The organism is Pantoea sp. BAV 3049, from assembly GCF_009765445.1.
Taxonomy (GTDB): domain Bacteria; phylum Pseudomonadota; class Gammaproteobacteria; order Enterobacterales; family Enterobacteriaceae; genus Erwinia.
Genome location: NZ_WHOY01000031.1, coordinates 421,880 through 434,080, shown reverse-complemented (window position 1 = coordinate 434,080; position 12,201 = coordinate 421,880). Strand labels below are relative to the sequence as shown.

General features: G+C 56.5%; 11 protein-coding genes. 6 read left to right on the top strand and 5 right to left on the bottom strand.

Annotation, left to right across the window (positions count from 1 at the left end; genetic code table 11):
- The first annotated feature begins 62 nt into the window (after positions 1-62).
- The 5 genes from GSQ70_RS02855 to trpS all read left to right on the top strand — a co-directional run bounded on the left by GSQ70_RS02855 (position 63) and on the right by trpS (position 4,458).
- On the top strand, positions 63-1,091 hold the full coding sequence (locus tag GSQ70_RS02855) for an SPOR domain-containing protein (protein WP_158780950.1): 1,029 nt from the start codon (positions 63-65) through the stop codon (positions 1,089-1,091).
- A gap of 123 nt (positions 1,092-1,214) precedes the next feature.
- Positions 1,215-2,036, top strand: a complete 822-nt coding sequence (gene dam / locus GSQ70_RS02850; protein WP_158780948.1) for an adenine-specific DNA-methyltransferase — start codon at positions 1,215-1,217, stop codon at positions 2,034-2,036.
- A gap of 52 nt (positions 2,037-2,088) precedes the next feature.
- Positions 2,089-2,775, top strand: coding sequence for a ribulose-phosphate 3-epimerase (gene rpe / locus GSQ70_RS02845; RefSeq protein ID WP_158780946.1), 687 nt, complete (start codon positions 2,089-2,091; stop codon positions 2,773-2,775).
- Positions 2,759-3,436, top strand: coding sequence for a phosphoglycolate phosphatase (locus GSQ70_RS02840; protein ID WP_158780944.1), 678 nt, complete (start codon positions 2,759-2,761; stop codon positions 3,434-3,436). The genes rpe and GSQ70_RS02840 overlap by 17 nt, the downstream gene beginning before the upstream one ends.
- 17 nt (positions 3,437-3,453) lie before the next feature.
- A complete protein-coding gene (trpS, locus tag GSQ70_RS02835; RefSeq protein WP_158780942.1) occupies positions 3,454-4,458 on the top strand; it encodes a tryptophan--tRNA ligase in 1,005 nt (334 codons plus the stop codon).
- Between the two features lie 54 nt (positions 4,459-4,512).
- Here the strand turns inward: trpS and GSQ70_RS02830 are convergent, their stop codons facing one another.
- The 4 genes from GSQ70_RS02830 to nirB are packed head-to-tail and all read right to left on the bottom strand — an operon-like array spanning position 4,513 to position 9,283.
- Entirely contained in the window at positions 4,513-4,953 is a 441-nt protein-coding gene (locus GSQ70_RS02830) for a hypothetical protein (RefSeq protein ID WP_158780940.1), read from the bottom strand.
- 49 nt (positions 4,954-5,002) lie between these two features.
- A complete protein-coding gene (gene cysG / locus GSQ70_RS02825; protein ID WP_158780938.1) occupies positions 5,003-6,367 on the bottom strand; it encodes a siroheme synthase CysG in 1,365 nt (454 codons plus the stop codon).
- Positions 6,368-6,425: 58 nt separating this feature from the next.
- A complete protein-coding gene (gene nirD / locus GSQ70_RS02820; RefSeq protein ID WP_158780936.1) occupies positions 6,426-6,752 on the bottom strand; it encodes a nitrite reductase small subunit NirD in 327 nt (108 codons plus the stop codon).
- Complete coding sequence (gene nirB / locus GSQ70_RS02815; protein ID WP_158780934.1) at positions 6,749-9,283, bottom strand: nitrite reductase large subunit NirB; 2,535 nt, start codon at positions 9,281-9,283, stop codon at positions 6,749-6,751. Before nirB ends, nirD begins: the two co-directional genes overlap by 4 nt.
- A 250-nt stretch (positions 9,284-9,533) precedes the next feature.
- On the opposite strand from nirB, the gene GSQ70_RS02810 reads away from it, so the two are divergent.
- The gene (locus GSQ70_RS02810) at positions 9,534-10,814 is read left to right on the top strand and encodes a cytosine deaminase (RefSeq protein ID WP_158780932.1); all 1,281 of its coding nucleotides are present in this window, start codon (positions 9,534-9,536) and stop codon (positions 10,812-10,814) included.
- Positions 10,815-10,866: 52 nt separating this feature from the next.
- On the opposite strand, the gene tsgA is transcribed toward GSQ70_RS02810, so the two are convergent.
- Positions 10,867-12,051: an MFS transporter TsgA gene (gene tsgA, locus GSQ70_RS02805; protein ID WP_158780930.1), complete on the bottom strand. Its 1,185-nt coding sequence runs from the start codon at positions 12,049-12,051 to the stop codon at positions 10,867-10,869.
- Between the last annotated feature and the right edge of the window lie 150 nt (positions 12,052-12,201).

Below are 12,201 nucleotides of genomic sequence, written 5' to 3'. Positions count from 1 at the left end.
GATGAAGTAACTGCCGCTCAAAGGGTATGGGGTGGCGTCCGCGCTCTACTGGAGGAGGTTGAATGGACGAGTTTAAACCGGAAGACGAGTTAAAACCTGACACCAGCGACCGCCGCCCGCAGCGGTCCCGCAAAACGTCTTCAGTCCCTAAAGTGCCTGTTTCCCGTCAGCACATGATGATGGGGATCGGTATTCTGGTTTTGCTGTTGCTGGTACTCGGTATTGGCTCCGCGCTGAATACCACGGGTAACAGCAGTAGCAGCCAGCAGCCTTCTTCCCAGCCTGGCACATCCGGCAGCGGCGGCGATAAAAGCATCGATCTCTCTGGCTCATCGTCCATGAGTGGTCAGAATGCGGGCCAGCAACCTGCACCTGATGCGACGGCCGCGAATCAGGCTCCGGGCAGTACGTCGGCTCCGGCGGCCAATGGCCCACAGGAGCTGAGTGCGCCTCCGGTTTCCCCAACGCCAACTCAGGCTGCACCGGTACAGACGCCGGCGAACCAGCAGCGCGTTGAGCTGCCGGGAGATCTCAACAGTGCTCTGGCTAATCAGCAGGGTCAGGTTGATAACGCGGCGCAGGGTGCGCAGGATAACGGCAGTTCACTGCCAACGGCTCCGGCTACCGTGGCTCCTGGTGCTCATACCAGCGCAGCGAAACCGGCAGCCGGTCAGCCCCATCAGGCCACCCAACGCCCGGCTACACAGCATCACAGCAAACCGGCTGCCAGCCACAAGCCTGCTGCCTCTCAGCCAGTGAAAGAAAGTAAGCCACAGAGCACGGCCAGCCATACGGCTTCCGCTCCGGCGAAATCTGCTTCAACCTCCGTACCGGGCGGCAGCTATACGCTGCAGCTGAGCAGCGCTTCGCGCTCTGATACGCTGAATGCCTGGGCGAAGAAGCAGAACCTGAGCAGCTACCACGTCTATAAAACCACCCGTAATGGTCAGCCATGGTTTGTGCTGGTCAGTGGTTCCTATGCAACGCCAGCCGATGCCAAACGCGCGGTTTCCTCTCTGCCAGCCGAAGTCCGGGCGCAGAACCCGTGGGTGAAGCCGGTCAGTCAGGTGAAGAAAGAAGCGTCCAACTAACGGCGGCCGGATTGCCCGGTCGCAGGATGAAAATCAGTCTGCCAGCGGCAGGCTGACCCTTAAAGCGCAGATATGCTGTCGGTGTAACCGCAGCCAGAAGAGTAATTGTAATAAAACGACGGCATGAAAAAAAATCGCGCTTTTTTGAAATGGGCGGGCGGTAAATTCCCGTTGCTTGACGATATCCAGCGTCATCTGCCTGCAGGCGACTGTCTGATTGAGCCTTTTGTTGGCGCGGGATCGGTGTTTCTCAACACTGACTTTCCAAACTACATTCTGGCGGATATCAACAGCGACCTGATCAATCTTTATGACATCGTAAAAACCCGCGTTGACGAGTTTGTCACTGACGCGCGTGCACTGTTCACCAGCGAAACCAACGACGCGGAGTTCTACTACGCCCGCCGTCAGGAGTTCAACCGCTGCACGGATGCCTATCGCCGCGGCGTGCTGTTTTTATATCTTAACCGCCACTGCTACAACGGGCTTTGCCGCTACAACCTGAGCGGTGAGTTTAACGTGCCGTTTGGCAGCTATCGCAGACCTTATTTCCCTCAGGATGAGCTCTACTGGTTCTCCGAACGCTCGCAGAATGCGACCTTTGTCTGTGAATCGTACGATGTTACCCTGAACAGGGCGCAAAAGGGCGCGGTGGTGTATTGCGATCCCCCTTATGCGCCGCTGTCGGCCACGGCGAATTTTACCGCTTACCACACCAACAGCTTCAGCCTGCGACAACAGCAGCACCTGGCGGAGCTGGCGGAGAAGCTGTCAATTGAGAGCCGCATTCCGGTGTTGATCTCCAACCACGATACCCCGCTAACCCGCGAGTGGTATCAGGCCGCGCAGCAACTGCATCAGATCAAGGCCCGACGTTCTATCAGCCGCAGCGGTACCGGTCGCATTCAGGTGAATGAGCTGCTGGCGTTGTTTACCGGCGGCTGAACCTCAACTGCTGTACGTGCCTGTCGTCAGGCGCGCTAATTGGGAGAAATGGATGAAACAGTTTTTACTAGCCCCATCAATTTTGTCTGCAGATTTTGCCCGCCTGGGTGAAGACACGGCCAAAGCGCTGGCTGCCGGTGGCGATGTTGTGCATTTCGACGTGATGGATAATCACTACGTTCCCAACCTGACGATGGGGCCAATGGTGCTGAAAGCACTGCGTGATTACGGCATTACCGCCCCGATTGACGTGCACCTGATGGTAAAGCCGGTCGACCGTCTGATCCCGGACTTCGCCAAAGCGGGTGCAAGCTATATCACTTTCCATCCCGAAGCCACTGAGCACGTTGACCGCTCGCTGCAGCTGATCAAAGAGCACGGCTGCAAAGCTGGTCTGGTGTTCAACCCGGCAACCTCGCTCAGCTATCTGGATTACGTCATGGATAAAGTCGACGTGATCCTGCTGATGTCGGTGAATCCCGGCTTCGGTGGTCAGTCTTTCATTCCCGGCACGCTGGATAAATTGCGTCAGGCTCGTAAGCTCATCGATCAGAGTGGCTACGACATTCGTCTGGAAGTGGATGGCGGCGTGAAAGTCGACAACATAGGCGAGATCGCTGCGGCAGGCGCGGACATGTTTGTTGCCGGTTCGGCCATATTTGGTCAGGCTGATTACAAAAAAGTGATCGATGATATGCGCACAGAACTGGAGAAATCTCGCCATGGCTCATTTCACTGAGGTTCGCGGACTGGCATTCGATCTCGACGGGACGCTGATTGACAGTGCTCCGGGACTGGCCAGTGCGGTGGATGCCGCGCTGGCTGCGCTGAATTTACCGGCAGCAGGTGTTGAGCGTGTCTCCACCTGGATCGGTAACGGCGCGGATGTGTTGATTGAGCGGGCGCTGACGTGGGCACTCGGCCATCAGCCATCAGACGATCGGGTGCGGGATGCCCGCGTGCTGCTGGATAAGCATTATGCCACCTCGGTGGAAAGCGGCAGCAAGCTGTTTCCGGAAGTGAAAGAGGGGCTGGCTGCCCTGGCCGCCACCGGCGTGCCAATGGCGATCGTTACCAACAAACCGACGCCGTTTGTCGAACCGTTGCTGACCTCGCTGGGCATCGCTCAGTACTTCTCGCTGATTATCGGCGGCGATGATGTGGTGGCGAAAAAGCCGCATCCGGCACCGCTGTTCATGGTGCTGGGTAAGTTTGGCCTGCTGCCGGGCGAGTTAGTGTTTGTGGGGGATTCCCGCAATGATATTATGGCTTCTCAGGCGGCAGGCTGCCCCAGCGTGGGGATGACCTACGGTTATAACTACGGTGAGCCGATTGCCACCAGTAACCCGACCCTCGTACTCGATCATTTTAACGATTTGTTGCCCGCACTCGGGCTGTAATAACCAGGACGAAAATCATGAGCAAACCCATCGTATTTAGCGGCGCACAGCCTTCCGGCGAACTGACCATCGGTAACTATATGGGTGCGCTCCGTCAGTGGGTCAACATGCAGGACGACTACGACTGCATCTACTGCATCGTTGATTTACATGCGATTACCGTCCGCCAGGATCCGACCGCGCTGCGTAAAGCGACGCTGGACACGCTGGCGCTGTATCTGGCCTGCGGCATCGACCCAAAAAAGAGCACCATTTTCGTTCAGTCGCACGTGCCTGAACACACTCAGTTGGGCTGGATCCTGAACTGCTACACCTACTTTGGTGAGCTGAGCCGTATGACCCAGTTCAAGGACAAGTCGACGCGCTATGAAGAGAATATCAACGCCGGTCTGTTTGATTATCCGGTGCTGATGGCGGCCGATATTCTGCTGTATCAGACCACTCAGGTGCCGGTAGGCGAAGATCAGAAGCAGCATCTGGAGCTGAGCCGCGATGTGGCTTCCCGCTTTAATGCCGTGTATGGCGACATCTTCAAAGTTCCTGAGCCATTTATTCCAAAATCCGGCGCGCGCGTGATGTCTCTGCTGGAGCCGACCAGGAAGATGTCCAAGTCTGACGATAACCGTAACAACGTCATTGGCCTGCTGGAAGATCCAAAATCGGTAGTGAAGAAGATCAAACGCGCAATGACCGATGGCGATGAGCCACCAGTCGTCCGTTACGACATCAAAGAGAAGGCGGGTGTTTCAAACCTGCTGGATATTCTCTCCGGTGTGACCGGCCAGAGCATTCCTGAGCTGGAGAAGCGGTTTGAAGGCCAGATGTACGGCCACCTGAAGGGCGCCGTGGCGGATGCTGTTTCCGGTATGCTGACTGACCTGCAGGAGCGCTATCACCGCTACCGTAACGATGAAGCCTTCCTGGAGCAGGTGATGCGTGATGGTGCTACTAAGGCCCGTTCACAGGCTCAGGAAACGCTGAAAAAGGTGTATAAAGCCGTTGGATTTGTTGCCCAGCCATAAGCACTGAACTTTACACCAGAAGCGGAGCCTTTCCGCTTCTGGTGATCCCGCCACTCAGCCTGCCTTTTTCAGCGCCAGAATCGCCCCGTCATACCAGTACAGCGTCATCGTGCCTTTCACTGGTACCGTCACCACTGCGCCCGGTCCCCAGGGGTGTTTGCCACAGAGCACGTTAAATCCTCCTGCAACCTGGTAGCTCTGTTCAGGATCGTTCTTATCGGCTGGAGTCAGTTCAGGCGTGCTGGTGCAGTTATCCGTGGCAGGATCGATGGCCCGATCTTTGGTGCCTTTGGTCCAGACGATCTTGCCGGAGGAGAAGGTGACTTCTGCCCCCATATATTGTGGATCGTTAACCACCACGGCCTGAATGCCACTGCTGTCCACCTGCACACCTTCCACCTGCCAGCGCCCCTTCAGGACTGAATAGTCGGGCGTGGCGGCGGAACTCAGCTGGCTGAACCCGGCCAGCAATACGGCAATCCAGAGGCGATTCATGCAATTTCCCTGCGGCTGAAAGGTGTTAAAAATCAGTATAGGTAAGAATTCAGAACCAGCGTAGCCGTTCGCGCAGGGCTACCACCCGGCCAACGATAATCAGCGCCGGACTGCTGACCTCTGTGGCAAGCGTGCTCAATTCTGCCAGCGTGCCGCTGACCACGCGCTGCTGCGTGGAAGTGCCTCTTTCCACCAGCGCTACTGGCATGGTGCTTTCCATGCCATGAGCGATCAGCTGCTGCTGAATTTCTCCGGCCTGCGACAGGCCCATATAAAACACCAGTGTTTGCTTCTCTGCGGCGAGGTTTTCCCAGTCCAGCGAGCCGTTATTCTGCACGTGGCCGGTGACCAGCCTGACGCTCTGGGCATAATCCCGGTGGGTTAGCGGGATGCCGCTGTAGGCCGAACAGCCGGAAGCTGCAGTAATGCCTGGCACCACGGAGAAAGGAATATCCGCATTCAGGAGCGCCTCCAGCTCTTCTGCACCGCGGCCAAAGATAAAGGGATCGCCGCCTTTCAGACGCACCACACGTTTACCGCGCTGTGCCTGTTCCAGCAGGATCTGATTAATAGATTCCTGCGGCACACAGTGGAAGCCCGCCCGTTTTCCCACAAAGATCCGCTCAGCATCGCGGCGGACCAGCTCCATCACCTCATCGGAAACCAACCGGTCATACACCACAATATCGGCTTGCTGGATCTGCTGCAGCCCTTTCAGGGTCAGTAAACCGGCATCGCCCGGCCCGGCGCCGACCAGCACCACTTCGCCTTTATGCTCCAGCGGCTCACTAAACAGGGCTTCGGTCAGTTTTTCCGCCTGTGCTGCATCCTGGTTAGCCAGCGTCTGCGCCAGACGATCGTGGTTGAAGACTTTCTCCCAGAAGCGTCTGCGTTGCCCCATCTCGCTGAACTGATCTTTCACCCGCTGGCGCAGGGAACCCGCCCACGCGGCCATTTTTCCCAGATGCTGAGGCAGTATCGCCTCAATTTTTTCGCGCAGCAGACGGGCCATCACTGGTGCAGTACCGCCGCTGGAGATGGCGATCATCAACGGCGAGCGGTCAACGATGGAGGGCATAATCACGCTGGCACCTTCAGGAGCATCAACCACATTGCAGAATATGCGTTGTGCTTCGGCTGCCTCGCTGACCTGCTGATTGACCCGTTCATTATCCGTGGCGGCGATAACCAGCCAGCACTCATCGATCATCCCTGGTGAAAAGTGCGCTTCCGTCAGCGTCACTTCTCCTGTCTGCTGCCACAGCTGAAACTGCGGCGAAAAATGCGTTGCACAAACCCGCAGGTTCGCACCGGTTTTCAGTAACAGCCGGGCCTTGCGCTCGGCAACCTCGCCACCGCCAACCAGCAGACAGGCTTTGCCACGCAGTTGGCAGAATAACGGGAGATAATCCATACGACGCTCACAGTAATAAAAAAGGGCCGCTAAGCGCGGCCACAAGAGAAGTCAGGAGTCAGACAGCCACTTCAACCTGGCCATCCCGCACTCTGGCGGGCCATGCCGCAATCGAGCGGTCGGCATCCTCCATGCACAGGCCATCGCTCAGGCGAAAGCGCTGCTTTTTCAGCGGGCTGGCAACCCACAGTGCATCCTGATGTTCGGCAATTATGCCGCGTGATAGTACGCTGGCCTGAGCAAAAGGATCAATATTACTCAGGGCATAAACCGTTTCCTCTGCTGAGGGACGGAAGAGAGCGACCTGACGGCCTGCCACCAATGCACAGACGCCGGTGGCGGGCAGGATGCTCTCTAAGGCACAGACGGGATGCCATTTGCTCATGGTTGCTCCTCCAGCAGGACCACAGGAATACGCTCATCCGGGCGGGCCGGACGGTGCTGATCGCGCTCGGTCACTACCTGTACCAGCGGGTCACGCTGCGTATTGTTAATAAAGTGCGAGAAGCGGGCCAGCTGGCTGCTGTCGCTGACGGTTGCCTGCCATTCGCAGGTGAAACCTTCGCGCAGGCGGGCAACTTCAGCTTCCAGCTGTGCGTTAAGGCCCAGTTTGTCGTGAATAATCACCTGCTGCAGGTAGCCGATGCCGCCTTCCAGGCTCTCCAGCCACAGCGAGGTGCGCTGGAGCTTATCGGCAGTGCGGATATACAGCATCATAAAACGGTCGAGATAGCGGATCAGGGTTTCACGATCCAGATCGGCCGCCAGCAGGTCTGCATGGCGCGGCTTCATCCCGCCATTGCCGCAGACGTAAAGGTTCCAGCCCTTTTCGGTAGCAATCACGCCGACATCTTTACCCTGTGCTTCGGCACATTCACGGGTGCAGCCAGATACGCCGAACTTCATCTTGTGTGGCGTACGGATGCCTTTGTAACGGTTTTCCAGCTCGACGCCCAGACCAACGCTGTCACCCACGCCAAAGCGGCACCAGCTGCTGCCCACGCAGGTTTTTGCCATGCGCAGTGCTTTGGCATAGGCATGGCCGGTTTCAAAGCCTGCGGCAATCAGCTGTTTCCAGATAGCGGGCAGGTCATCTTTCTGCGCGCCAAACAGGCCGATACGCTGTGAGCCGGTGATTTTGGTGTAGAGATTGTAGCGACGGCCAATTTCGCCAATCGCCATCAGACCTTCCGGCGTGATTTCGCCGCCCGCAGAGCGTGGGATCACTGAGTAGGTGCCATCTTTCTGGATATTGCCCAGGAAGTTGTCATTACTGTCCTGCAGGGCAGTGTGCTGTGGCTTCAACACGTATTCATTCCAGCAGGAGGCCAGCAGGGAACCGACCGTGGGCTTACAGACCTCGCAGCCGTAACCTTTGCCGTATTTCGCCAGTAGCTGGTCGAATGTTTTGATCTCTTCAACGCGGATCAGGTGATACAGCTCCTGACGGGAGTAGCTGAAATGCTCACAAAGATTGTGATTCACTTCGATGCCCTGGCTGCTCAACTCGGCGTTCAGCACCTGGGTCATCAACGGCACGCAGCCGCCGCAGCCAGTGCCCGCTTTGGTGTCCGCCTTGAGTGCTGCCACGGTGTGGCAACCGTTCTGAATGGCTTTGACCAGGTCGCCTTTGGTCACGTCGAAGCATGAGCAAATCTGTGCTGTTTCAGGCAGTGATTCAACGCCGATGGCCGGTTTGCTGCCCGCATGTACCGGGAGGATCAGCGTGTCCGGGTGCTCCGGCAGCTCAATGGCATTGAGCATCAGCTGCAGCAGATTGCCGTAGTCACTGGTGTCGCCAACCAGCACCGCGCCAAGCAGTGTCTTGTTGTCGGCGCTGACCACCAGACGCTTGTAAACCTCTTTGTTCTCATCGAGATAAACATAGCTGCGCGCGCCTTCGGTACGGCCATGGGCATCACCTATCCCGCCGACATCCACACCCATCAGCTTCAGTTTGGCGCTCATATCCGCCCCAATGAAAGCATTGTCGTTGCCCAGCAGCTTGTCTGCGGTCACCTGCGCCATCTTATAGCCCGGAGCCACCAGACCATAGATGCGGTTCTGCCAGGCGGCGCATTCGCCGATGGCATAGATGTCCGGGTCTTCAGTCTGGCACTGATCGTTGATCAGAACGCCGCCGCGCTGGCCTAACGGCAGCTCTGACTGGCGGGCGAGTTTATCCTGCGGGCGAATACCGGTAGAGAAGACAATAAAATCGATCTCCAGCTCGCTGCCGTCGGCAAACTCCATGGTTTTGCCACCACCGGGGCGGTCGACGATCTGCTGAGTGTTCTTGCTGGTATGAACAAACACGCCCATCCGTTCGATTTTCTGTCGCAGCTGCTGTCCACCCATGGGATCCAGCTGTTCGGCCATCAGCACCGGGGCAAATTCGATCACGTGGGTTTCAATGCCGAGGTTCTTCAGCGCGCCCGCGGCTTCCAGCCCCAGCAAGCCACCGCCCACCACAGCGCCACGTTTGCTGCGGCGTGCGCAGGCTTCAATCGCGTTGAGGTCTTCAATGGTGCGATAAACGAAGCAGTCCTGACCTTCAGCCCCTTTAATCGGCGGAACCCACGGATAGGAGCCAGTAGCCAGCACCAGTTTGTCGTAGTAGACGGCGCGGCCGGTGCTGGAGTAGATGACCTTTTCCTTGCGGTTCAGGGTGATGGCGCGTTCACCAACCAGCACTTCAATATTGTGCTTCTGGTAAAAGCCTTCAGAAACCAGCGACAGCTCTTCAGCAGTATGATGGGAGAAATAGGCGGAGAGGTGCACGCGGTCGTAGGCCACGCGGGGTTCTTCGCAAAAAACGGTGATGGCAAACTGGCCTGGAACGGCTTTCTCAACCAGTTCTTCGATCAGACGATGTCCAACCATGCCGTTGCCAATAATGACGAGTCGGGTGCTCATTTTTGCCTCACATTGCAAAATTATGCCGCTACAATAGCGCGCAAAGCAGAGGGGGTATTGATGTATATCAATACGCTTTTTAAATACTCCTTTATGGGTAGATTGCTGATTTCCCGATGTTTTTACTAACCTGCGGATATTCTTCAACTTTACTTTGCGAGGCCAAATCAGCGTCCTGGCCAATCAGCCGTGCACGGCCTCAAAACAGTGGTATGGTTAACAGAGACTACTGACGTTGAGGAGCGTTTCCATGCAGGCTGTTCATTTGAAATGGATTAATCATGTTCGTTTACCCTGGCGTGAAGGGTTATGGCAGATCGCTATCCGCGACGGCAAAATAGCCTCTCTCTCGCCACAGCCGCAAAATGCGCCCGTTGAGGGCTCGCTGGATGCGGAAGGGGGCCTGGCCTTCCCACCCTATATAGAACCCCATATCCATCTTGATACTACGCAGACGGCGGGTGAACCGGCCTGGAACGAATCCGGCACGCTGTTTGAAGGGATTGAACGCTGGGCCGAGCGCAAGGCTCTGCTGAGCCATGAAGACGTGAAGATGCGCGCCCGGCAGACGCTGAAGTGGCAGATTGCTAACGGTATTCAGCATGTTCGTACCCACGTTGACGTTTCCGATCCCTCGCTGATAGCGCTGCGGGCGATGCTGGAGGTGAAAGAGGAGATGGCGCCGTGGGTCGATATCCAGCTGGTCGCTTTTCCACAGGAGGGTATTCTCTCCTATCCGGACGGCGAAGCGCTGCTGGAAGAGGCGTTAAAGTTAGGAGCGGATGTGGTCGGGGCCATTCCACATTTTGAATTTACCCGTGAATACGGCGTGGAGTCACTGCACAAAACCTTCGCGCTGGCGCAGAAGTATCAACGCATGGTCGATGTGCATTGTGACGAAATTGACGATGAGCAGTCACGCTTTGTGGAAACCGTCGCCGCTCTGGCGCTGCGCGAGAAAATGGGTGCGCGAGTAACCGCCAGCCATACCACCGCCATGCACTCCTATAACGGGGCTTATACTTCACGCCTGTTCCGTCTGCTGAAGCTGTCCGGTATTAATTTCGTTGCCAACCCGCTGGTGAATATCCACCTGCAGGGCCGTTTTGATACCTATCCGAAACGGCGTGGTATCACGCGGGTGAAGGAGATGCTGGAGGCCGATATCAACGTCTGCTTCGGGCATGACGACGTATTCGATCCCTGGTATCCGCTGGGGACCGCCAATATGCTTCAGGTATTGCAGATGGGGATGCATGTCTGCCAGCTGATGGGCTACGGCCAGCTGGATGAGGGGATCAAGCTGATCACCGATAACAGTGCCAGAACGATGCAGTTGAAGGATTACGGCATCCAGACTGGCAACAGCGCCAACCTGATTATTTTACCTGCTGAAAATGGCTTTGATGCGCTGCGCCGCCAGGTACCAACCCGCTATTCAATCCGCCACGGGCGGGTTATTGCGGAAACTAAACCGGCGGAGACCACCATCCATCTGGCTGAAAGCGAGTACGTAGATTTTAAAAGGTAGCCGGGAATGGAGGAAAAAAGCCGGGAAATCCCGGCTTTTTCGTCTGTAACTGTCAGTGCAAGGACATATGTCCGGGCTGTTTATGCTTGCTGACGAAGCCCAGCAACAGACACATCACGAACACGACCGCGTACAGTCCGGTGGTGGTCATCAGCGCCGCGTGCGGCCCACTTTTTTCCACAATCGGGCCGGTGACCACGAAGGTCAGCATGGTGCCCACGGTGCCGCAGGTCAGAATAAAGTTCACCAGCTTCGGCGAGGAAACTTTGGTCTGCAGCGAGCCCAGCGTAATGATGGTGGTGTAGATAGCGCTGGAGCAGAAGCCCAGGCTGATCATAATCCACTTCAGCATGGAAGCATCGCTGCTGCTGACAAACCAGTACATCAGTACGGTCGCCAGCAGAGCCAGCACGGTCACAATGCGCTGCGGATCGAAGAAGCGCAGAATGGCGCTGAACGCCCACATACCGATCATGTAAGAGGTCCAGAAGTTGCCAACCAGCCCACCGGCCTGAGTCAGGTCCATGCCCATATTTTTAGTGGCATACTGCGGCACCCAGCCGATAAAGCCCAGCTGACCAAGGATGTAGCACAGGGCGGCAATCGACAGGAACAGCACGCCAACCCCCCATTTTTCCTTTTCAGCCGTCTGCTGGCTCGCGGCTTTTTTGCCCAGCACTGGGAACTCAAAACATAACGCCAGTACGAAAATCGCCACATAAATCACGCCAATGCAGGCATATACCCAGTACCATGGCAGAGAACGTGCGAGGATAGCCGCGGCGATGATCGGGAAAATGGTTCCTGCCATACTGAAGAAGGAGTCGGTGAACAGCAGGCGCGAGCCGCGTTGCCGTCCTTCATACAGATGGGTGATCAGGAAGGTGCCGATCGACATGGTGATGCCACTGACCACCCCCAGCACGAACATACACAGCGAGAAGACGCTCAGATTGTGGCTGGTCATCAGCCCCAGCACCGCCAGCACCATCAGCACAAAGCCGAATATCAGCTGGCGCTTCAGCGGGATGATCTCCATCAGCCAGGCGTTCAGGAACACCGCCACCAGAATACCGGCGTTAAGGAAGGTAAAGGTATTGCTCATCTGCGCGACTGGCAGGTGGAAATAATCCGCAATATTTTCCAGCACCATGCCGGTAACAATCACAACTGCGCCGGTCAGCGCATAGGAGAAAAAGCTGATCCAGGTAAGCCCGATTCGATCGCGATTAGTCATAGTGGAACCTGTGAGTCTGAGGGATCGTGAAGCAGGACGCTCACGGTAAGCGTCGGCAGTGTAACGATTTTCGTGATCGCCATAAATAAATAATGAAATATTTCGTTTCATATTCATGAGTTTCGTGATGAATATCACCATTTTTCGCTG